Annotated in this window: 22 protein-coding genes, 1 tRNA gene and 1 pseudogene; 21 read left to right on the top strand and 3 right to left on the bottom strand. The window is 42.1% G+C overall.

Features of this window, described 5'->3' with window-relative positions:
* From hisF to AA0Y26_RS18485, 11 genes and pseudogenes are all read left to right on the top strand, one after another.
* Window positions 1-759 (top strand): imidazole glycerol phosphate synthase subunit HisF, encoded by a 759-nt coding sequence (gene hisF, locus AA0Y26_RS18535; protein ID WP_413363507.1) that lies wholly within the window; start codon window positions 1-3, stop codon window positions 757-759.
* On the top strand, window positions 756-1,370 hold the full coding sequence (gene hisIE / locus AA0Y26_RS18530) for a bifunctional phosphoribosyl-AMP cyclohydrolase/phosphoribosyl-ATP diphosphatase HisIE (protein ID WP_413363506.1): 615 nt from the start codon (window positions 756-758) through the stop codon (window positions 1,368-1,370). The genes hisF and hisIE overlap by 4 nt, the downstream gene beginning before the upstream one ends.
* A 366-nt stretch (window positions 1,371-1,736) precedes the next feature.
* A complete protein-coding gene (locus AA0Y26_RS18525; protein WP_413363505.1) occupies window positions 1,737-3,254 on the top strand; it encodes a tetratricopeptide repeat protein in 1,518 nt (505 codons plus the stop codon).
* Between the two features lie 73 nt (window positions 3,255-3,327).
* The gene (trxB, locus tag AA0Y26_RS18520; protein WP_413363504.1) at window positions 3,328-4,272 is read left to right on the top strand and encodes a thioredoxin-disulfide reductase; all 945 of its coding nucleotides are present in this window, start codon (window positions 3,328-3,330) and stop codon (window positions 4,270-4,272) included.
* A gap of 230 nt (window positions 4,273-4,502) precedes the next feature.
* Entirely contained in the window at window positions 4,503-4,967 is a 465-nt protein-coding gene (locus tag AA0Y26_RS18515) for an NUDIX domain-containing protein (protein ID WP_413363503.1), read from the top strand.
* 23 nt (window positions 4,968-4,990) lie between these two features.
* Window positions 4,991-5,884 (top strand): RNase adapter RapZ, encoded by an 894-nt coding sequence (rapZ, locus tag AA0Y26_RS18510; RefSeq protein ID WP_413363502.1) that lies wholly within the window; start codon window positions 4,991-4,993, stop codon window positions 5,882-5,884.
* 28 nt (window positions 5,885-5,912) lie between these two features.
* Window positions 5,913-6,896 (top strand): gluconeogenesis factor YvcK family protein, encoded by a 984-nt coding sequence (locus tag AA0Y26_RS18505; protein WP_413363501.1) that lies wholly within the window; start codon window positions 5,913-5,915, stop codon window positions 6,894-6,896.
* Between the two features lie 50 nt (window positions 6,897-6,946).
* Window positions 6,947-7,894: a DNA-binding protein WhiA gene (whiA, locus tag AA0Y26_RS18500; protein WP_413363500.1), complete on the top strand. Its 948-nt coding sequence runs from the start codon at window positions 6,947-6,949 to the stop codon at window positions 7,892-7,894.
* 122 nt (window positions 7,895-8,016) lie between these two features.
* Window positions 8,017-8,274 (top strand): HPr family phosphocarrier protein, encoded by a 258-nt coding sequence (locus AA0Y26_RS18495; protein WP_413363499.1) that lies wholly within the window; start codon window positions 8,017-8,019, stop codon window positions 8,272-8,274.
* A gap of 274 nt (window positions 8,275-8,548) precedes the next feature.
* Window positions 8,549-8,803 (top strand): annotated as a pseudogene (locus tag AA0Y26_RS18490) (CPCC family cysteine-rich protein); the annotation flags it as partial.
* 412 nt (window positions 8,804-9,215) lie between these two features.
* The gene (locus AA0Y26_RS18485) at window positions 9,216-9,701 is read left to right on the top strand and encodes a hypothetical protein (protein ID WP_413363498.1); all 486 of its coding nucleotides are present in this window, start codon (window positions 9,216-9,218) and stop codon (window positions 9,699-9,701) included.
* A gap of 194 nt (window positions 9,702-9,895) precedes the next feature.
* Here AA0Y26_RS18485 and clpP read toward each other — a convergent pair whose 3' ends face one another.
* Entirely contained in the window at window positions 9,896-10,477 is a 582-nt protein-coding gene (gene clpP, locus AA0Y26_RS18480; RefSeq protein WP_413363497.1) for an ATP-dependent Clp endopeptidase proteolytic subunit ClpP, read from the bottom strand.
* A gap of 183 nt (window positions 10,478-10,660) precedes the next feature.
* Between clpP and AA0Y26_RS18475 the strand changes: the two genes are divergently transcribed.
* Window positions 10,661-10,735, top strand: a tRNA-Arg gene (locus AA0Y26_RS18475).
* A 184-nt stretch (window positions 10,736-10,919) separates the two neighbouring features.
* Here the strand turns inward: AA0Y26_RS18475 and AA0Y26_RS18470 are convergent.
* Entirely contained in the window at window positions 10,920-11,225 is a 306-nt protein-coding gene (locus AA0Y26_RS18470) for a hypothetical protein (RefSeq protein ID WP_413363496.1), read from the bottom strand.
* Between the two features lie 1,098 nt (window positions 11,226-12,323).
* Between AA0Y26_RS18470 and AA0Y26_RS18465 the strand changes: the two genes are divergently transcribed.
* The 3 genes from AA0Y26_RS18465 to AA0Y26_RS18455 are packed head-to-tail and all read left to right on the top strand — an operon-like array spanning window position 12,324 to window position 14,563.
* Window positions 12,324-13,115, top strand: a complete 792-nt coding sequence (locus AA0Y26_RS18465) for a basic amino acid ABC transporter substrate-binding protein (protein ID WP_413363495.1) — start codon at window positions 12,324-12,326, stop codon at window positions 13,113-13,115.
* 21 nt (window positions 13,116-13,136) lie between these two features.
* Entirely contained in the window at window positions 13,137-13,844 is a 708-nt protein-coding gene (locus tag AA0Y26_RS18460) for an amino acid ABC transporter permease (RefSeq protein WP_413363494.1), read from the top strand.
* Window positions 13,841-14,563, top strand: coding sequence for an amino acid ABC transporter ATP-binding protein (locus AA0Y26_RS18455; protein ID WP_413363493.1), 723 nt, complete (start codon window positions 13,841-13,843; stop codon window positions 14,561-14,563). The genes AA0Y26_RS18460 and AA0Y26_RS18455 overlap by 4 nt, the downstream gene beginning before the upstream one ends.
* Window positions 14,564-14,615: 52 nt before the next feature.
* Here AA0Y26_RS18455 and AA0Y26_RS18450 read toward each other — a convergent pair whose 3' ends face one another.
* Window positions 14,616-15,227: a spore coat protein gene (locus tag AA0Y26_RS18450; RefSeq protein ID WP_413363492.1), complete on the bottom strand. Its 612-nt coding sequence runs from the start codon at window positions 15,225-15,227 to the stop codon at window positions 14,616-14,618.
* A 98-nt stretch (window positions 15,228-15,325) separates the two neighbouring features.
* On the opposite strand from AA0Y26_RS18450, the gene AA0Y26_RS18445 reads away from it, so the two are divergent.
* The 6 genes from AA0Y26_RS18445 to AA0Y26_RS18420 all read left to right on the top strand — a co-directional run bounded on the left by AA0Y26_RS18445 (window position 15,326) and on the right by AA0Y26_RS18420 (window position 20,840).
* Window positions 15,326-15,916: a LemA family protein gene (locus tag AA0Y26_RS18445; protein WP_413363491.1), complete on the top strand. Its 591-nt coding sequence runs from the start codon at window positions 15,326-15,328 to the stop codon at window positions 15,914-15,916.
* Between the two features lie 157 nt (window positions 15,917-16,073).
* Entirely contained in the window at window positions 16,074-16,778 is a 705-nt protein-coding gene (locus tag AA0Y26_RS18440) for a TPM domain-containing protein (RefSeq protein WP_413363490.1), read from the top strand.
* Window positions 16,779-16,825: 47 nt separating this feature from the next.
* Entirely contained in the window at window positions 16,826-17,086 is a 261-nt protein-coding gene (locus tag AA0Y26_RS18435; protein ID WP_413363489.1) for a glutaredoxin family protein, read from the top strand.
* A gap of 161 nt (window positions 17,087-17,247) precedes the next feature.
* Window positions 17,248-18,267 carry a sugar-binding transcriptional regulator gene (locus AA0Y26_RS18430; RefSeq protein WP_413363488.1) on the top strand — a complete coding sequence of 340 codons (1,020 nt, stop codon included), beginning with the start codon at window positions 17,248-17,250 and terminating at the stop codon, window positions 18,265-18,267.
* Between the two features lie 48 nt (window positions 18,268-18,315).
* Window positions 18,316-19,326, top strand: coding sequence for a type I glyceraldehyde-3-phosphate dehydrogenase (gene gap, locus AA0Y26_RS18425; protein ID WP_413363487.1), 1,011 nt, complete (start codon window positions 18,316-18,318; stop codon window positions 19,324-19,326).
* 326 nt (window positions 19,327-19,652) lie between these two features.
* The gene (locus AA0Y26_RS18420) at window positions 19,653-20,840 is read left to right on the top strand and encodes a phosphoglycerate kinase (protein WP_413363486.1); all 1,188 of its coding nucleotides are present in this window, start codon (window positions 19,653-19,655) and stop codon (window positions 20,838-20,840) included.
* Window positions 20,841-20,845 lie beyond the last annotated feature (5 nt).

The raw sequence follows: 20,845 nt of genomic DNA, 5'->3' as shown, positions 1-20,845 counted from the left end.
ATGCTGACAAAACGAATTATTCCATGTCTTGACGTTAAAGAGGGACGTGTTGTAAAGGGTGTGCAGTTTGTGGGGCTCCGTGATGCTGGAGATCCAGTAGAGCTGGCGAAGTTTTATGATGAGCAAGGTGCCGATGAATTGGTGTTCCTCGACATTTCAGCTTCTCATGAGGGACGTGAGACGATGGTCGACGTTGTCCGCCAAACAGCAAGCGCCCTGGCGATTCCGTTTACGGTAGGGGGCGGTATTCGTACGCTTGATGATATGAAACGTATTCTGCGTGCAGGAGCAGATAAAGTATCGGTCAATACATCTGCACTTGAGCGGCCTGAGCTGATCAAAGAAGGGGCAGATTACTTCGGAGCCCAGTGTATCGTCTGTGCCATCGATGCACGTTTTTCGGAAGAAGACGGTACGTGGATGGTCTACACACATGGCGGCCGTAATAAAACATCCTGGAAGGCAGTAGATTGGGCAAAAGAGGCTGTACGCCTTGGAGCTGGTGAAATCCTGCTGACAAGCATGAACCAGGACGGAGAAAAATCAGGTTTTGATGTTGGTCTGACCAAGGCGGTACGTGATGCGGTAACTGTTCCTGTCATTGCCAGCGGTGGTGCAGGAAATGCCGAACACTTCCGTGAAGTGCTGCAGGAAGTAGATGCAGATGCAGCCTTGGCAGCATCGATTTTCCACTATAAAGAAACGAGCGTAGCAGAAGTGAAAAGCTATTTGCGAGAAAAAGGAGTGCATGTGCGATGAACGTAAAATTTAACGAGCAGGGGCTGATCCCGGCAGTTGTGCAGGATGCACAGTCTAAAGAAGTGCTGACAGTAGCCTATATGAACGAAGAATCACTGCAAAAGACGATTGAGACAGGAGAGACATGGTTCTATTCCCGTTCCCGCGAAGAGCTTTGGCATAAGGGCGCGACAAGCGGTCATACACAAAAGGTAATATCGATCAAAGCAGACTGTGATCAGGACGCTTTAGTAGTAGAGGTCATTCCTGCAGGGCCTGCATGCCATAACGGCACGACATCCTGCTTCATGGAATCTATCGTTGAAAATGAACGTCCAGGTTCCGTAGCCATTCTACCGCAGCTGGTAGAAGTCATTAAACAACGTGAAATCGATATGCCGGAAGGTGCTTACACTACATATTTATTTGAAAAAGGCATCGATAAAATTTGCAAAAAGGTCGGGGAAGAAGCAACAGAGGTTGTCATCGGAGCAAAAAACCGCGACAAAGAAGAAGTAAAGTGGGAATCGGCGGATCTTTTATATCACCTTCTTGTTTTACTTCAAGAGCAAAAAGTAGATGTATACGAAGTATTAGACGTACTGCAAAAACGTCATGAAGGAAAGAAATAAGCAAAGAGTCTTTCTTTTCTGTATCGAAAGGCAGCGCCGTCAGACGCAAAAAGTAGATATCTATGAAGTATTAGACGTACTGCAAAAACGTCATGAAGGAAAGAAATAAACAGAGAGTCTTCCAGCAGAAAACAAGCATCCACAGCGGGCTTTCACGACCAATAACAATTGATGAAAATTCGTCATGAACAGATATAGCGGTATTTTGTACTGTTTATGCTATAATAGGGACAATTATGGGGAACGTGTCAGAGCGTTCCTCATTTCAGTGAGAAAATAATTTTGTGGAAATCCACATAAGAAGGGACAACACCTCGCCTTATGATAGGGGAGGTGTGTCCTTCTCATGTTTCGGAGGAAATATTGTTGGAAAATAAACGTCAAATAAAAACAAGAAATAACGTCGTTTCGTTTATTCCGAACGGTGATTATTATTATCAAAAAGCACTGACAGCCCTAGAACGCGATCAAATGGACAAGGCCTACAAATATATTAAGCGTGCTGCCGAGCTTAGCCCGGATGACGGCTTGATTTTAATGCAGTACGGAATACTGGAAATGGAATATCAAAATTTTGAACATGCATACGAATTAATTCATACCGCTTATCACCTGGATCAAAACGAGCCGGAAATTGTCTTTATGCTTGCCGAGGTCTCAGGGTGTGTAGGAATGATTCATGATGCCAAAAAATATGCGCTTAAGTATTTAGATATGGAGCCGGAGGGTATGTATTCGGTAGAGGCGCAGGAAATTCTGGATTTCGTGGAGTTTGAAAAAGAAGTGCTTGAAAACCTGGATGAAAACGATTCAGAGAAAATGGTCGGGCAGGAAAAGGCGCGCCGTTTAATGGAAAAAGGCGATTTCAATAAGGCAATTGAAGTATTAGAGGAATTGATTGAACGGTTCCCGGATGCTTGGGCGGCGTATAACAATTTATCACTCGCTTATTTTTATATCGGGGAAGCTGAAGAAGCACGTGCCTTGCTGCATCAAGTGCTGAGAGAAAACCATGGCAATCTGCATGCGCTCTGCAACTTGGCGGTGTTTGCCTATTATGAAAAGAATGAAGAGGAGCTATCCTCGTTGCTCGATATTTTAGCTAAAATTCAGCCGTATGAATGGGATAACCGCTACAAGCTTGGTGCTACACTTGCGCTGATCGGCCAATATGAGCAGGCATATAAATGGCTTCGCTCTATGAGCAAGCGTGGTTATGAAGGAGATCCAGGCTTTTATTTCTGGCTGTCGCAGTCTGCCTATTTTTCAGGACATGAGGAAGCAGCAAAACAGGCATGGGCTTATCTGATCAAGCTCGACCCTACAAAGGAAGGCTTCGAGCCATGGCTGCATGATGCGAGCAAATCAAAAGCGCTTGAAAACAGCCGTGAAATTATTGTCGACAAGATTAACAGCGGTTTTACATCCGATCGATTATTCGGCTTTTTCCTATTGAAGCGTTCAGCACATAAACAGGAAATTATCGCGCATCCAAAATGGATAGATGTTGCAGACTATAATGAAATAGAAAAATTATGTCTTGCCTATGCGCTGGGACATGAATTCAGTAAGAAGGCAAAAGGCCAGCTTAGCATATTACGCGGGATGGAAGTGGCAGAAGTAGTTGCAGAAAAATATGGTGCCATTCGTCTCGAAGCTGCCCAAGTGCTGCAGCTATGGTTTGCCCTGTTTGAATTGGCTGCAAAGGTCGACTATCCTTTTAGAAATGTGAAAGCACTAGCTGCTTCAGTTGACTACATGTTCCATTCGGCTATGGATGAAAAGGTGACGAAAAAGCAGTTTGCGGAGAAGTACGGAATCAGCGCTGCCACGTTAACGAAGTACTGCGATGAACTGGTTGATTTTGTACCATCTGAAGTGTAAGCATATATATTGAAACACACATAAATATCGCATACGATATAAATGATAGAAGTGTTATGAGGAGGATTTCAAAATGGCAGAAGAAAAAATTTATGATGTAGTAATCATTGGCGCAGGTCCTGCCGGCATGACAGCAGCAGTTTACGCATCACGTGCAAAACTTTCTACATTGATGCTCGAGCGTGGAATTCCAGGTGGTCAAATGGCCAATACGGAAGAAGTAGAAAACTACCCAGGTTTCGATACAATTCTAGGGCCTGAACTTTCTACTAAAATGTTCGAACATGCCAAAAAATTTGGTGCTGAATATGCCTATGGGGATGTTTCGGAAATTATTGATGGCGAAGAATATAAAACGATCGTCGCTGGTAAAAAAGAATATAAAACTCGCACAATTATCATCTCAACAGGCGCAGAGTATAAAAAAATGGGCGTACCAGGTGAAAAAGAGCTTGGCGGCCGCGGTGTCAGCTACTGTGCTGTATGTGACGGCGCATTCTTTAAAGACAAAGAGCTTGTAGTAGTCGGCGGCGGAGACTCTGCAGTCGAGGAAGGTGTGTATTTAACACGCTTTGCGAAAAAAGTGACAATCGTCCACAGACGTGACGAACTACGTGCTCAAAAAATTCTTCAGGAACGTGCCTTTGCGAATGAAAAAATCGACTTCATCTGGAACTCAACAGTGAAAGAAATCCATGAAGCAGATGGCAAAGTGGGCAGCGTCACACTTGCCTCAACAGTAGATGATACAGAAACAGCATTTAAAACAGACGGCGTATTCGTGTATATCGGTATGCTGCCGTTGACAGGACCGTTTAAATCATTAAATATCCTGAATGAAAACGGCTATGTTGTAACGAACGAAAAAATGGAAACGACAGTACCAGGTATTTTTGCTGCCGGGGATGTACGTGATAAAATGCTTCGCCAAATTGTCACAGCTACTGGTGATGGCAGTATTGCTGCTCAAACAGCGCAGCACTATATAGAAGAATTAAAAGAAAAGCTCGGTTTATAATTAACCGTACCTTAATCATATTGTAACTTCCTTGCAATAATGAAACAGTATAATAAAAGGTGAAACTGACTATTATCGTTAAAAAAGTTCTACTCCCTTTTATACTTACTTTAGGCTGTTTGACAGGCGCTAGCCTGAAAAACAGTCTCTTTTTTTGCGTGTATTTTTGGAACGGAAGTCGCAGACAAGTTATAATAAAGAAAAGAGCATCAGGATTAGAGGTGTGATGTATGCAAAGAATTGCCAACTTATTAGCGGTTCAGAACGATCAAGTGCTATTGCTCCAAAAACCTAGACGTGGCTGGTACGTAGCGCCAGGCGGGAAGATGGAAAGCGGAGAGTCTATCTATGAAGCGGCGGTACGCGAATTTCAGGAAGAAACAAATGTAACACCTCTAGATGTCCATCTAAAGGGCGTATATACAATGATTATCAAAAACGGAGAGCAAGTCGTCGATGAATGGATGCTCTATACGTTTGTAGCACGCGGAGTAGAGGGCACACCATTCGAAGAAACACGTGAAGGAAAACTGGGCTGGTATCCTGTCGAGGAATTAAAAACGCTCCCGATGGCGAAAGGCGACCGGACAAATTTATTGTTTGCTGCCCACCAAAAGGGGACGCAATACGGCACGTTTGAATATACCGAGGATTTTGAGCTGATTAGCGAACAGATACAATCATCAATAGAATAGAGGAAAGAGGAGTGAGGGGGAACGTGGGTAATAGTCAGCATTACACACATGAATTAGTTATTATTACGGGAATGTCCGGTGCAGGAAAAACGGTGGCGGTGCAAAGCTTTGAAGATTTGGGCTACTACTGTGTAGATAATTTGCCGCCGGAGCTGTTAACGACTTTTTATACATTAATGAGAAATTCGGATAAGAAAATTTCACGCATTGCTGTTGTAATGGATTTACGCGGACGGGAATTTTTCGATTCGATGATCGATGCGCTTGATACGCTTTTGCGGGAAGAAGATGTCAAGCCGCATATTCTATTTTTAGATGCCGACAATGAAACGCTTGTACGCCGTTATAAGGAGTCACGTCGTTCCCATCCGCTGGCGCCTCTGGGCTTGCCTCTTGAAGGGATTAAGCAGGAAAGACAGATGCTGTCCGAGGTGAAAGGCCGGGCTAAAACGGTGTTTAATACATCAAAAATGAAGCCGCGTGAGCTGCGTGAGCGAATTGCCCTCGAGTTTTCCCACGCCAGCACACCGACATTTTCAGTCAATGTCATGTCTTTTGGCTTTAAACACGGGTTGCCGATTGATGCAGACCTTGTATTTGATGTCCGTTTTTTAAAAAACCCATATTATGTAGATGAGCTCCGGCATAAAACAGGGCTCCAGACCGAAGTATCCTCGTATGTGCTGGCAACGGACGAAACGCAGGCGCTCATTACAAAACTGACAGACTTGTTTCAGTTTATGATCCCTCAGTATAAAGCGGAGGGGAAATCCCAGCTTGTGATTGCTTTTGGATGTACCGGCGGACAGCACAGATCTGTGACACTTGCTGAATACTTCGGAAAATTACTGGGCCATACAGAGCAGACGGTCATCACACATCGGGATATTGAGCATAGCCATAAAAAGGATGAATGAGGGGAAGCATCATAGAAAGGATGATGGAATGCGAAAGAGAAAGAAGAAAATCGTCGTGATAGGAGGAGGTACGGGACTGTCGACACTGCTGCGGGGGTTGAAAATGCACCCCTTTGATATTACAGCTATTGTAACAGTAGCAGACGACGGTGGTTCCTCCGGCAGACTACGCGATGATTACGACATTCCACCTCCGGGAGATGTCCGCAATGTCATCGCGGCTCTATCAGATGTAGAGCCGCTTATTGAACAAATGTTTCAGTATCGTTTTAACAACTCCAATGAGCTGGGCGGGCACTCGCTTGGCAATCTTATGCTGACGGCGCTGACTGATATAACCGGTGATTTCAGCTATGCGATTGCCGAAATGTGCAAAGTACTGAATGTACACGGGAAAGTCATCCCAGCTGCGAATAAAAAGATAACATTACATGCAGAGCTGATAGATGGTACATATATTCAAGGAGAATCACGGATTCCAGATGCTGCCGTACCGATTAAGCGCGTATTTCTTGCCCCTCAGGATGTGACGGCTTTGCCGGCTGCTGTGAAGGCTATTAAGAATGCTGATATGATCGTGATTGGACCAGGCAGCCTCTATACGAGTATCATTCCAAACTTGCTTGTAAACGAAATTGGAAAGGCCGTTGTGGAATCGATGGCAAAGAAGATTTATGTTTGTAACTTAATGACACAGCGGGGAGAGACAATCGGCTATACAGCATCCCAGCATGTAGAGGCGATTCATGCACATGTAGGGACACCATTCATTGAGGTGATCTTAATCCATAACGATGAGCTGCCCCAAAATGTAAAAGCCAGCTATAAAGAAGAGAATGCCGAGCCGGTCCTGTTTGATATTGATCGATTGACCGAGCTGGGGCTCCAAATTTTCAAAGAGGAAATTGCAATGGTTGAAAAAGGCATAGTCCGGCATCATTCATTAAATGTGGCGGATTGGCTATGTAAATATACAGAACTGGTTGAAAAAGAACAATCAAGTTTAACATGACAATATGGTATGATAGTGCATACATATTGTGTGAGAAAGGGGGGTATCAGATGTCATTTGCTTCAGAAACAAAAAAAGAGCTGACACAGGTTGATGCAGATGATTTGAGCTTGAAGGCAGAGCTGTCCGCCCTCATTCGGATGAATGGCTCGTTAAGTTTTGCCAACCGCCAGCTAAGTCTGGATGTCCAAACGGAAAACGCAGCCATTGCACGGCGTTTATATACGATTGTTAAAAAGCTCTACAAATATAATGTAGAGCTGTTAGTACGTAAAAAAATGAGACTGAAGAAAAACAATGTATATATTTGCAGAGTTCGTGAAGGGGCAAAAGAACTGCTGACGGATTTATATATCATTTCGGATGATTTCCAGTTTAATCATACAATTGCGAAGGAGTTAATTCCGAAAACCCAGCAAAAACGCGCTTATTTACGCGGCGCTTTTTTGGCAGGCGGATCGGTGAATAATCCTGAAACTTCTGCGTATCATTTAGAAGTATATTCACTTTATAAGGAGCATGGCGAAGCGCTTGCTGATTTAATGAATGAATTTTACCTAAATGCGAAAACAATTGAACGAAAAAAAGGCTTTGTAACCTATTTGAAAGAGGCAGAGAAGATTTCTGATTTCCTCAATTTGGTCGGAGCGCACCAGGCGATGCTGAAGTTCGAGGATGTCCGGATTGTGCGGGACATGCGTAACAGTGTCAACCGGATTGTAAACTGCGAAACAGCCAACTTAAATAAGACGATTGGCGCGGCCATCCGCCAGGTAGAAAATATACGCTTTATCGAAAATGCAATTGGTCTTGATCAATTGCCGGAAAAGCTACGTGAAATCGCGCGTTTACGCGTAGAATATCAGGATGTAACATTAAAGGAATTAGGCGAAATGGTGTCTACAGGAACAGTAAGTAAATCGGGGGTTAATCATCGCCTGCGCAAGATTGATGAAATAGCCGATGCACTGCGCCGAGGAGAATATGTGAAAAGCTAAGCACAGATTTGTGCTCTCTTTTAAAAAGCGGCAACGATTTCAACAAGAAACATTGTTCTTTTCCTGTGTTTTCGCTAAGATAAAAATAAATGGATGCACGGTTGTGAAAGGGAGTTATGCGAATGGTTGAAAACCAAGTGGAAGTAAAATTAAAATCAGGGTTACAGGCACGCCAAGCCGCACTATTCGTGCAGGAGGCAAATCGCTATAAGTCAGAGGTTTACTTACAGAAAGATGAAAAGAAAGTAAATGCCAAGTCGATTATGGGCATTATGAGCCTTGCAATCGCGAAAGGGACAACGGTAACCTTGATGGCTGAAGGTGACGATGCTGATACTGCGGTTACCTCGCTATCATCATTAATTCAAAAAGAAGATTAATTCACTGCACAACTCATTTGAGTTGTGTTTTTTTTTGCTAAGTATAGATTTAAGATAAAGCCGCGACATTTATAAAAAAGTTTGATTGAAAATTCTGTAGTGATATGCAAGTTTTTTCTTGCTTAACAAAAGGGCGCGTGGAGGAAAAAAAACGCATATTCGTTTAAAAATGTAATTGAGATTGTCAATGAGTAAATTTGTATTAGCGACTCAGTTTAGTGTAACAAAAATAATCTAGTTTATGATTATAGAAAAGGTTATCGAGAGGTGTCTTATGAACAAAAACACATGCCCGTGTTGTGGTTATCAAACATTGGATAGTGATGGTGACTATGAAATATGTACAATTTGTTTTTGGGAGGATGACCCCTTTCAAAAAGAAAATGTGTATGATACAGGTGCTAACCAGATACCTCTAATTGAAGCTCAAAGGAATTATAGTAGGTATGGCGCTTGTGAAAAGAGATTTGTTGTAAATGTTAGAAAACCTATTTCACATGATAAAAGGGACCCAAATTGGAAGGCTTTGAATGATGATTTGTATGAAATAAAATTAGCATGTAAAAAGTTTAAAGAGGGAATAGATAATATTGCAGATTTAGAACGTAACTTATCTTGGATTGGTGCTCCTAAAGAAATAACTAAAATTGTTAGAAAAGCGGAAAGTGATCTAGAAATGATTAGGTTTTGTACTTCCGATTATAAGCAAAGAGAAGAAGCAATAGAGGTTGTTGAGAATTTGTTAAAACAGTTAAATATTACATTAGAAGCTCAGGATTAGTTAAAGTAACGAGGTACTTTAATTGATTAATTATTCCACAACCGGGCACAATTCTGGAAGATGAATTGTGCTTTTTCAGCAATAGGGCCAGATTCTTGAATAAGAACTATAATAATCATAACTGTAAGTTGTAGATGATTAATAAAGGAGAAAACTCATTATGTTTGGTTTTTTAAATAAAGCAAAATTAAAAAAAGATGATTTAAAAGGCATAGCAAAATTAATGTATCAGGATGTATCAGATGATTCATGGGATAAAGATAACCTTACTAAAAGAAATTTAGACTTCACTATTGAAAGCGTTCGTTATATTGATATCTATGTAAAAAAATTAATGAATACGGAGTTTGGTACTGAGCTGTTAAATACGCATTTTGATAATTTAGTGGATCGTATAGGTGCATATATTGGCGAGGTTATTAAAAATAATATTAATCAAGATTTTTATTGGTTTGAATCTGATTCAGTACGTAATTATTCACCTAATTTAGAGTTTAGTAATAACAGCACAAAGAGTGTTCTTTATTCTAAAAAGAAGAATATGGTGATATTACCTTTGAATGTGGTATCGGAATTTTTGAAAGGGAGCTCCCCCTACAGTAATCTTCTTACTTACGTAGAAGAAACTATTAAGCAAAATACTTAAAAAAGAGACGTTACTCAACAATCGGTCGCTAATGTGGAATAACACCCTTACGAAATCATCAAACTTTTTTTGTGAAATTCTCATACTTATTTAAAATAAAAACTACGCTTTGATCAAGTTTTAGTTCACTTCATCACTAAGAAAAAAATACACCCGCAGTATGCGGATGTATTTTTCTATATTATACGGTTTACTTATTTGCGGTCCATAATATGGTCGATTAGACCGTATTCTTTCGCGCGTTCTGCAGTCATGAAGTTATCGCGGTCCGTATCGCGGGCAATCACTTCAAGCGGCTGGCCTGTTCTTTCAGAAAGAATTGTGTTTAATTTTTCACGTAGGAACAGGATGCGTTTTGCAGCGATTTCGATTTCTGTTGCTTGCCCCTGAGCACCGCCAAGTGGCTGGTGAATCATAACTTCTGCGTTTGGCAGTGCGAAACGTTTGCCAGGTTCGCCTGCTGCAAGCAGGAATGCACCCATTGATGCCGCCATACCGATACAGATTGTTTGTACTTTTGGTTTGATGAAGTTCATTGTGTCGTAAATTGCCATACCAGCAGTAATAGAACCACCTGGAGAATTGATGTAAAGCGAGATGTCCTTATCTGGATCTTCTGCTTCCAGGAATAACAGCTGTGCAACGATAGAGTTTGCAACATTATCATCGATGCCGCTTCCTAATAAAATGATACGGTCTTTCAGGAGACGTGAATAAATGTCATATGCACGTTCACCACGGTTTGTCTGTTCAATAACTGTAGGAATTAAATTCATAAAAATATCCTCCTTTTAAAAAGGTAAATTCGAATACTAAATGCTGAAAGGGAAGTGCCTATCAGCTGTACCATTATCATACACGTATTAGTCAAGAAAGGTCAAATATAAACTCCGGCCTGATTAGGTATTGAAATTTGGACTAGATATCTGTATAATAGGTTAGGTATTGTTAATTAATTTGTCCTCGTGGTGTAATGGATAACACTGAAGATTCCGGTTCTTCCGCTGGGGGTTCGATTCCCTCCGAGGGCGCCAAATACTATTTTTAAAAACTACATATTTTGATTGAAAACCCCTGTAAATGTTGAGATATCAATGTTTAGAGGATTTTTTTATTTATAGATATTTGTTCGGGAAATCGTTAAAAACGATAGAAAATGAACCGACACTCCACATCATCATCTTCTTTTTGCTTGTATGATATAAGATGTTTTCACCTTCACACAAAACATGTGATGGATTCGCGGCCAAGACGCTCCGAAACATAGTGTATGTTAAATCCCGCATGGAGTAGTACACTTGCATGCGTACAGGGCAGCCTGTGGCATTCTTCTTTTATACCACAATGTAATTGCTTGTTAGCAGCATTATGGCTCACCACTTTAAGTTTCCCAACTGACTTGAAAATTAAACCATCTTCCACAGTTTTCGAGAAAGCATCCTTATTTTCCTCTTTATAGGCAGTATATTTTTCTATTTTTGCGGGAGAATAAAGCGCAGAGTGGAAGCGTCCTGCAGATTTCATTTTGAAAAATAGTAGTGAGTCAGCCCATTCATTTATTACAGAGACAACTATTCATGCCGATGCAGGATATACGTCGCGCTAATTAGTGGAAATAAGATGGTTTGAAGCAGTCTTCAAGTCATCTTATCTTTTGTTCTTTGCTTCGCTCGCTGGTCTCCTTTTATAGAGAAGTAATACTTGGCCAGAGGGCTTTTTTAGTAAAATACAATAGCTGGTCTAGTGACGAGATTGAGGCCATGTTCAAAAAAGTCAGCTGAAACAAAGGTTGATGGGCTTGTGATCAAAGAAGATGAAGAGTGGATTAATCAAAGAAACTATGTTAAATGTTCCTGCTATTGACAGAAAGTTATGAAATAGGATATATGGAAGGAGATCTTTTATGTGCTCTTGGACGTATTAAGTTGAGGTTTGTCAAAAAATAGACACATTTTCAAGGAGAAATGAAATAGGGAATTGAATTCACTTGAAATATAAGTGGATTATTAGTAGATTAATAAATGTTGCATTTAGTTGCGGCAAAAGAGCAAAAAAGTGGCCTATTCGTATGAACCATGTCATACTTTAGGCAGGTTATATGATAGCTATAGCCTTATTTTATACTATGCCCAACTAAAGGGCGCCATTTTACTGTTTCAATTATAAATCTTCAATAGCAATACCTGCTCCGCTTTGTTAGTTTAGCAGCCTGACAAAGTGGAAGAGGAATGAATAGGATAAAATGAACACCCTGTACCGATTCATTTTATCCTAAATTCGTTCTTCTTAAACTATTTTTACAAAATTATTTAAAAACGAGATTTGTGAAATAAATAAATCAGGTTGAAAGATAGGTCGTCACTTTTTGAAGTGGCGGCTTTTTTTGTGCCTATTTTCTTATTTGTTTCCTGCTCCAGATGATAACTATATATTCTGACAAAACGAATATTTATTTGCTTTACCTATTATTATACGCGAAATATGTTATAAAAATTCATGTCTATGAAAAAATAATCATTTTTTATAAAATTTTTTGTTGTATATAAATTCGGAACTTACTATAATGAGTAATATCAATCAAGGATAACAATTGACAGATAATTGGCGAGGAGGAACATATAAATGAAGAAAAGCTTACTTAAGGTGATTGCCCCATTGGCGGCGGCATCTATGTTATTAGCAGCATGTGGTTCAGACAACTCTACGGGTTCAGACGGCGAGATTACAAAATTAGTAGCCGGTACAGAGGCGACATTTGCTCCTTTTGAATACATGGACAAAAGCGGCAAGATCATAGGAATAGACAGCGAAATCCTGGATGCCATTGCTGAAGAAACTGGCGTAGATATCGAAATGAAAAATGTTGGGTGGGACCCGTTATTCTCCCAAGTACAGAATAATGAAATCCAATTAGGTGCTTCGGGTATTACGATCAACGATAAGCGTAAGGAAACTTATGATTTCACGGAGCCTTATTATGAAGCGACGCAAGTCATCGTTGTGAAGGAAGGATCAGATGTAAAATCATTAGCTGATCTAGAAGGGGAAAAAGTATCGGTGCAGATCAATACAACTGGTCATGAAGCAGCCAAAAAAGCATTTGGTGAAACAAGCACGAATATTTCTGCCTTTGAAAATCTACCTGTAGCATTGCTTGAGGTAATTAATAACTCGACTGCTGCTGCAATCGGAGACAATGCGGTTGTTTATGAGTACTTAAAAAATAATCCAGATTCAGGTTTAACGGTTATTGAAGATGATGCTTTTGATAAAGAGTATTATGGCTTGATGGTGAAAAAGGGCAACAAAGAAGTCCTGGACATCCTGAATGAAGGCTTGGATGCGATTAAGGAAAATGGCAAGCTGAATGAAATCGTTGAGAAATATACTGGTGTTACGCAAGAATTAGAATAATAGAGGTTGGAGGTGTTTCAGGTGGACTTATTTGATTTTCGCTGGGACATAATCTGGAACTACCGTGATTTTTATATTACCGGTATTTGGGTAACATTAGCCCTTACATTGGTCGGCTATATTGGAGGGGTATTCTTCGGGGTACTCCTTGGATTGGCTCAGACGTCTAAAAACAAAATCATTTACTGGCCGGCTAAGATTTATGTCGATGTCTTCCGTGGAACACCGATGCTTGTCCAGATTTACATTATCCATTTAGCGTTGATTCCAACATTGTTCGGACAGTCATATGGATGGTTCATTTCAGGGGCAGCGGCTTTAATCCTGAATAGTGCGGCCTACAATGCGGAAATTTTCCGTGCAGGAATCCAGTCCATTGATAAAGGGCAGATGGAAGCGGCCCGTTCACTTGGTCTGACGCATTCACAGGCAATGCGCAAAGTCATCCTGCCGCAGGCGGTTCGCCGCATGGTACCGCCGCTTGGCAATGAATTTATTACACTTTTAAAAGATTCATCGCTTGTAAATGTTATTGCAGCAACGGATATTCTCTATGCAAGTAAGATGATCGTAGGTACATATAACCGGGTGTGGGAGCCGTACTTATTCGCAGCGTTCCTATACCTGATCATGACATTTATCGTGACAAAGGTTATCTCATATATCGAACATCGATTCAGCATTGACTATAATCCGAGAAAGAGCAAAAAGGAGCGTGCCGGGACATGATCAAAGTAGAGAATCTACACAAATATTTCGGTAAGCTTGAAGTGTTAAAAGGCATTGACTATGAAATTCATGAATCGGAAGTTGTCTGTGTCATCGGACCATCCGGGTCGGGGAAAAGTACGTTTCTTCGCTGTTTAAACCTATTAGAAGAGGTAACGGACGGTGCAGTCTATATTGAAGGCGTCAAAATCAATGATCCAAAGACGGATATTAATGATATCCGTACAGAGGTGGGAATGGTGTTTCAGCAGTTCAATTTGTTCCCGCATATGACGGTAATAGATAATATTACAATGGCACCAATGCAAATCCGCAAAATGAACAAAGCTGATGCCGAGAAGCTGGCGCTGGAGCTGCTCGATAAGGTAGGATTGCGGGCAAAGGCGGATAATTTCCCGCAGCAGCTTTCCGGTGGACAGCAGCAGCGTGTGGCAATCGCACGAGCGCTCGCGATGAAGCCAAAGGTGATGCTGTTTGATGAACCAACCTCTGCACTTGATCCAGAAATGGTTAATGAGGTACTGGATGTTATGAAGGACCTTGCAAAAGAAGGAATGACGATGATTGTCGTCACCCATGAAATGGGCTTTGCACGTGAGGTAGGTGACCGTGTACTGTTCATGGACGGCGGTTATATTGTGGAAGAGGGCCATCCGGACGACGTTTTCGGAAATCCTCAAAATGAACGTACAAAAGCCTTTTTAGGAAAAGTATTATAAAGAGAAAAATCCATTCAAGACGGGCTGCTTGAATGGATTTTTTTGTTTTTTATTAGTTCGGCATATTTTTTGCTTTTTCAGCTTGGCCGTACATATTAAGCATCGTGTTCATATCGTTTTGAGCAAACTGTGGCACTTGGTAAATACCGCGCTTGTTTTGGTAAAGAGATACTTCATAGGCCATTTCAACACAGTTCGGTACAGAATCCTGTAATACACGACGAACAACAGGGTTTGTAGATTCAAGAGCTGCTTGTGTTTTTCCTACTGCTGCTGTTTTATGCATCGTAAGAAGGGCACCAGATAAAATTGCATCATTGACTTCGCTGGCAGATTGGATTGGTTTTTTCGGTTCGCTAGGAGTTAAACCGTATTTTACATCATTGCTCATTTGCATGTTGTATGTTTTTGTCGGGTGCTTTGGATCGTGGCCTGTTTTGTAGGCTTCCATTGTGATGTTGTATTCATCAAGCATGAAAGCGTACTGACGGTCTACAATAGCAAGAAGTTCAGGGTCTTGAATTTGATCGCGCATAAGTACGCATTGGTTTAAAGCGCCGATTGAGGCACTTAATACTTCATGTACATCCAGAATTTCGTGTGCGCCGTGGTTCATTGACATTGTTTGTCCGTTGTCTTGTGAATCAGATGGTTGAGTGAACATGTGATAATCCTCCATTCTTTTTGGGTACGATGTTATTATGGTTCCTTTTGTGTGAGCTATTCATAAGAAATTTTTAAAGGTAAAGGAGGAGAAGGCAAATGGCGAACGGCAAGAAAAGCAGTGCCATGATGATCATCATAGCGATCGTAGTAATAATCGGTATTGCACTCGTGCTCATTGTGCCGAAGTATAATAGCCTCGTGAATGGAGAAGAACAAGTTGAGGCATCTTGGGCGCAGGTAGAAAACCAATTGCAGCGCAGGTTTGATTTAATCCCTAACCTTGTGCAGACAGTAAAGGGATATGCTGCACATGAAGAGGAAGTATTTACACAAATTGCTGATGCCCGCACACAGTACGGGGGTGCTGCTACAGTAGAGGAAGCAGCGGAAGCAAATGACGATTTGACGAGTGCACTGAGCCGGCTTCTGGTGGTAGTGGAAAATTACCCTCAGTTAAAGGCGGATGTACAGTTTACCCAGCTGATGGATGAACTATCGGGAACGGAAAACCGATTGGCCGTGGCCCGTCAAGATTATAATGAAGTCGTTCGGACTTTTAATAGTGATGTTCGTTCTTTTCCTGGCAATTTGATTGCCGGTATGTTTGGTTTCGACTCGAAGGAATACTTTGAAGCAGCAAATGGAGCTGAAACGGCACCATCAGTAAATTTTGATACGGAGGAATAAACTTCCACGCACCTATTTATTCGTTAGGTGTCATGCAGTAATAGTATGCTGCCGCTTTTCTTTATTCATACGAAGGACTCGGCAGCCTTTACACAATTAACTGCTTATTGGCTTTTAAAAAGCTGCAAGGGAGGCGGGGAACATCCGAATTATTAGTTTGATTTTTAGTCTGATCCTGTTAGTACCTACAGTTGCATTTGCTGCTATTCCCCAAAAGCCGGCATATAACTCATATGTTTACGATTACGGAAATGTTATGGATGATCAAGTGGAGCAGCAGATGGTTCAAATGCTGCAGCAGCTTGAAAACAGCACAACCAATGAGGTGGTCGTCATGACCATCGATACAATCGGTGATGCTGCTCCCTTTGAATTTGGCACGGAGGTAATGCGTGAATGGGGCATTGGGCAGGCAGAGCAAAACAACGGCATGCTCATTTTTGCAACGACTGAGCAAGGACCGGGAGAAAACGATGTTTGGATATCGGTTGGACAAGGGCTGGAAGGTGATTATCCGGACGGGAAAATCGGCAGGATGATTGAGACATATATGAAGCCGTATTTAGACCAGGGTGATTATACGAGTGCATTTGCCAATATCATGAACGTCCTGTATGAAGAGATGGGCGGTGAGGCAACCGGCGAACCATTGCCTACGGAAGACGGCGGTGGAGGCTTCAGTATTGGCTTTCTCATTTTGATCCTCATTCTTTACTTTATTTTCAGCGGCTTTGGCGGCGGCGGTAGAGGCGGCGGCAGACGCGGACCAAGACGCTATTATGTAGGAGGCTTCGGCGGCGGCGGTTTTGGCGGCTTCGGCGGTGGAGGTTCTGCTGGGGGCGGAGCTGGACGAAAGTTTTAATTCCTTCAGCAGAGACCTTATTACCCGTAGATGTAATTATCTGTATAATGGAAATAGAAGGAGTGATGGCATTGAAAAAGGTAATCTTCTATTCCCGTCCCGACTGTCCGCTATGTGAAGAGGGATTGCTTACGTTGAAGCTTGTGCAGGAGGACGTGCCCTTTGATATCGAAGTGAAAAATATTGAAGAGGACGATACATTGCATGAAAAATATACGCTCATGATTCCGGTAGTTGAAGAAAACGGAAAGATGCTTCAGTATGGGCAGTTGGACTACGTAACATTAATGGAGGCGCTCGATGAATAAATCGAGTGCCCTGCCTTTTTTAAGAAAAGCTGGAGGAAATGGATTGCACAATAAAACGAGGAAGGATATAATGAAAACAAGGAAATAAATTTTTTTACCCTGAATGGGACAATAAAATAATATATGGGACGAATTTTGACCAACTGTACAGGAGGTGGCATATGAGCGATTTCTCTTGCTACAAAGTAGGACGCCAATTAATACCAGAAATTGATGTGCTCTTGAAAAAGCGTTTCCGCATTTTACAGGCGATCCATGCTGCAGGGCCTTTAGGAAGGCGTACGCTGGCGGATTTCCTGCATGTGACGGAGCGAGAAGTACGCAATGAAACAACATTGTTACATGAACAACAATTAATTGAAATCGGTCAAAAAGGTATGATTTGCACTCAACTTGGGTATGAAGTACTTGAGCAATTAAAACCGTTGTACTATGAACTTTCAGGTCTTGCCCAAAAAGAACAGCAGCTGGCTGAAAAGTTTGGCATTGAGAGGGTCATTATCATTCCCGGATCATTCCGAAGCGAAGCAAGCCGCATTCTGTTAGGAAAAGAAGCGAGCAAATGGCTGGTGAAGCTTGTGCAGGAAGGCAGCAAGATAGCTGTGACCGGGGGAAGTTCAGTGGCAGCGATTGCTCCCTATCTTCAGCCTGTCGATTCCATGCCGTCTGTAAAATTTATTGCAGCCCGGGGCGGAATTGGAGAAGAAATGAGCCTGCAGGCAAATATTCTTGTTTCTCAATTTGCAAAGGCCTGCCATGCTTCCTATAAAACGCTGTTTATGCCCGAGTTTTTAAGTGAACAGGCATATGTTGCGATGAAAGCGGAGCCGAGTGTCCAGGAAATTATCCGTCTTTATGAAGAAGTCGATATCGTGCTGCATGGTATTGGCACTGCTGACGAGATGGCGGAAAAACGCGGCAGCAGTGAAGCAGATAAAGCGCTTCTAACAGAGAAAGGGGCTGTTGGTGAGGCTTTTGGCTATTATTTTGATGCCGAGGGTCACATTGTTCATCAAATCCGCACGATTTGCATTCAGCCCGAGCATGTGAAACAGAGCCGCTACGTCCTGGCAATTGCCGGCGGAGAGGAAAAGGCAAAGGCAATTGAAGCGTACTTTAAAAATGCGGCAAGGCAGACAATCTTCATCACGGATGAAGCAGCCGCAAACGAAATGTTATAAATAGCCCCAGCGCTACTTTTATAAAATAACCAACTTGGAGGAGTTAACATGGCATTAAAATTAGCAATCAATGGATTCGGTCGTATCGGTCGATTAGTATTTCGCGAAGCATTAAAGCATGACGAATTTGAAGTAGTGGCAGTCAATGACTTGACTGATGCAGGACAACTGGCACACTTATTGAAATATGACTCGGTGCACGGCATATACGAAGCTGAAGTATCGGCAGAAGAAGATGCGTTCATCGTGAACGGAAATCGAATCCGTGTCTTCTCTGAAAAAGACCCATTAAACTTGCCATGGGGAGAACTTGGTGTAGATGTCGTGCTGGAATGTACAGGTAGATTCCGTTCGATGGAAGAGGTATCTAAGCATGTTGAGGCAGGCGCGAAGAAAGCGATTCTTTCTGCTCCAGCAAAAGGCGATATGCCAACATTCGTTATGGGTGTAAATGAAGAAGAATATGATCCAGATACAATGAATGTTATTTCCAATGCATCTTGTACAACGAACTGTTTAGCACCTGTTGCCAAAATACTGGACGAAAAATTCGGTATTAAGCGCGGGATGATGACAACGATTCACTCTTATACGAATGACCAGCGTATCCTTGATTTCCCTCACTCCGACCCGCGTCGTGCACGTGCTGGGGCAGTATCAATGATTCCGACAACAACTGGTGCTGCAGTAGCGGTTTCAAAAGTATTGCCGCGACTAAAAGGGAAATTAGACGGCTTCTCTATGCGTGTCCCTACACCGAACGTATCTTGTATTGACCTAGTTGTAGAGCTGGAGGCAGATGTAACGGTGGATTCCATCAATGCTGCATTAAAAGAAGCATCAGAAGGTGAATTAAAAGGCATTTTAGGGTATAACGAATTACCGCTTGTTTCAATCGATTATAATGGCAACCATGCTTCTTCTACAGTCGATGGATTATCTACGATGGTAATGGAAAACCGCATGGCGAAAATTGTCGCATGGTATGACAATGAAATTGGTTACTCAACACGCTTAATGGACCTAGCATTATATCTAGTGGAACGCGGGCTTAAATAAGCCTGGCATGCAGCAAAACCGCTCGTCAGATAAATGTGTCATACTTTTGGGATTTTAACGAAAAAGTGTGTCACAATACGATAAAATGTAATGGAAAAGTATAGCCTTTAAGTAGTTGAACAATTATAATGTATAAAGGTAAAAGGGCGAGCGGGTTTACCGGCTCGTCCTTTTTTAAAAGGCGATCTAGTTCATTCTTGTAAAAATGGGGGAGACGCCCTGTGCTTACAAGAGACATTACATATTGACTTTTGTTACTATTTAAAAGGAAGTCTACTATATAAAAGGGCAACGCCTGTTTTTAAAATTGAAGGAGGGTTTTCTTCATGTTTTTAAAGAAGACGATGGATGATGTAAATGTAAAAGGAAAGCGCGTATTTGTACGTGTTGATTTTAATGTACCGATGGCGGATGGCCAGATTACGGATGAAACGCGCATTCGTGCAGCGATCCCGACAATCGAAGCTTTGGCAGACGGGGGAGCGAAGGTGATTCTAGCTTCGCACCTTGGCCGTCCGAAAGGCGAAGTGAATGAGGATATGCGTCTGACGGCTGTTGGTGAGCGTCTGTCTGAACTAATGGGCAAGCCGGTAAAGAAGCTGGATGAGTCAATCGGGGAAGCGGTAGAAGCAGCAGTGGCCGAAATGCAGGAAGGAGACATCGTCCTTCTGGAAAACGTTCGTTTCCATAAAGGGGAAGAAAAGAACGACGAAGAGCTGGCAAAGGCATTCGCCGGATTGGCAGATGTTTATGTCAATGATGCCTTCGGAGCGGCCCACCGTGCACATGCTTCTACTGAAGGAATTGCCAAGCACGTTGAGGCAGCAGTATCAGGCTACTTAATGCAAAAGGAGCTGGATGTCCTGGGTAAAGCGTTGTCTGAGCCGGAGCGTCCATTCACTGCGATTATCGGCGGGGCAAAAGTAAAAGATAAAATCGGCGTCATCGAAAACCTGCTTGATAAAGTGGACCATCTGATTATCGGCGGCGGACTTTCATATACATTTACCAAAGCGCAAGGTTACGATATCGGCAAATCTTTATTAGAGGAAGATAAAATCGATCTTGCAAAATCGTTTATTGAAAAAGCAAAAGAAAAGGGCGTTGAGCTGCATATGCCGATCGACGCGGTAGTAGCAAACGAATTTTCAAAAGATGCAGAAACACAGACAGTTGAAATCGATGCGATTCCAGCTGACTGGATGGGGCTTGATATCGGCCCGAAAACAGCTGCTAACTATGCAGAGATTATTAAAAATTCAAAGCTTATTATTTGGAACGGTCCAATGGGCGTGTTTGAAATGGATAAGTTTGCGAATGGTACGAAAACAGTAGCGGAAGCAATGGCGGAAACAGACGGCTATACAGTCATCGGCGGCGGTGATTCTGCTGCAGCTGTTGAAAAGTTCGGAGTGGCCGATAAGATGGATCATGTGTCCACAGGCGGCGGTGCTTCACTAGAGCTGATGGAAGGCAAAGAGCTTCCAGGTATCGTAGCATTAAACGACAAGTAACGGAG

This window comes from Lysinibacillus canaveralius, from assembly GCF_047301505.1.
GTDB lineage: Bacteria > Bacillota > Bacilli > Bacillales_A > Planococcaceae > Lysinibacillus_B.
This window is presented reverse-complemented; position numbering and strand designations above follow the sequence as displayed.

Coding starts and splice junctions, on each gene's coding strand:
- hisF (WP_413363507.1), top strand. CDS start 1: ATGCTGACAAAACGAATTATTCCATGTCTTGACGTTAAAGAGGGACGT.
- hisIE (WP_413363506.1), top strand. CDS start 756: ATGAACGTAAAATTTAACGAGCAGGGGCTGATCCCGGCAGTTGTGCAG.
- trxB (WP_413363504.1), top strand. CDS start 3,328: ATGGCAGAAGAAAAAATTTATGATGTAGTAATCATTGGCGCAGGTCCT.
- AA0Y26_RS18515 (WP_413363503.1), top strand. CDS start 4,503: ATGCAAAGAATTGCCAACTTATTAGCGGTTCAGAACGATCAAGTGCTA.
- AA0Y26_RS18505 (WP_413363501.1), top strand. CDS start 5,913: ATGCGAAAGAGAAAGAAGAAAATCGTCGTGATAGGAGGAGGTACGGGA.
- whiA (WP_413363500.1), top strand. CDS start 6,947: ATGTCATTTGCTTCAGAAACAAAAAAAGAGCTGACACAGGTTGATGCA.
- AA0Y26_RS18495 (WP_413363499.1), top strand. CDS start 8,017: ATGGTTGAAAACCAAGTGGAAGTAAAATTAAAATCAGGGTTACAGGCA.
- AA0Y26_RS18485 (WP_413363498.1), top strand. CDS start 9,216: ATGTTTGGTTTTTTAAATAAAGCAAAATTAAAAAAAGATGATTTAAAA.
- clpP (WP_413363497.1), bottom strand. CDS start 10,477: ATGAATTTAATTCCTACAGTTATTGAACAGACAAACCGTGGTGAACGT.
- AA0Y26_RS18470 (WP_413363496.1), bottom strand. CDS start 11,225: ATGAAATCTGCAGGACGCTTCCACTCTGCGCTTTATTCTCCCGCAAAA.
- AA0Y26_RS18465 (WP_413363495.1), top strand. CDS start 12,324: ATGAAGAAAAGCTTACTTAAGGTGATTGCCCCATTGGCGGCGGCATCT.
- AA0Y26_RS18455 (WP_413363493.1), top strand. CDS start 13,841: ATGATCAAAGTAGAGAATCTACACAAATATTTCGGTAAGCTTGAAGTG.
- AA0Y26_RS18450 (WP_413363492.1), bottom strand. CDS start 15,227: ATGTTCACTCAACCATCTGATTCACAAGACAACGGACAAACAATGTCA.
- AA0Y26_RS18445 (WP_413363491.1), top strand. CDS start 15,326: ATGGCGAACGGCAAGAAAAGCAGTGCCATGATGATCATCATAGCGATC.
- AA0Y26_RS18435 (WP_413363489.1), top strand. CDS start 16,826: ATGGAAATAGAAGGAGTGATGGCATTGAAAAAGGTAATCTTCTATTCC.
- AA0Y26_RS18430 (WP_413363488.1), top strand. CDS start 17,248: ATGAGCGATTTCTCTTGCTACAAAGTAGGACGCCAATTAATACCAGAA.
- gap (WP_413363487.1), top strand. CDS start 18,316: ATGGCATTAAAATTAGCAATCAATGGATTCGGTCGTATCGGTCGATTA.
- AA0Y26_RS18420 (WP_413363486.1), top strand. CDS start 19,653: ATGTTTTTAAAGAAGACGATGGATGATGTAAATGTAAAAGGAAAGCGC.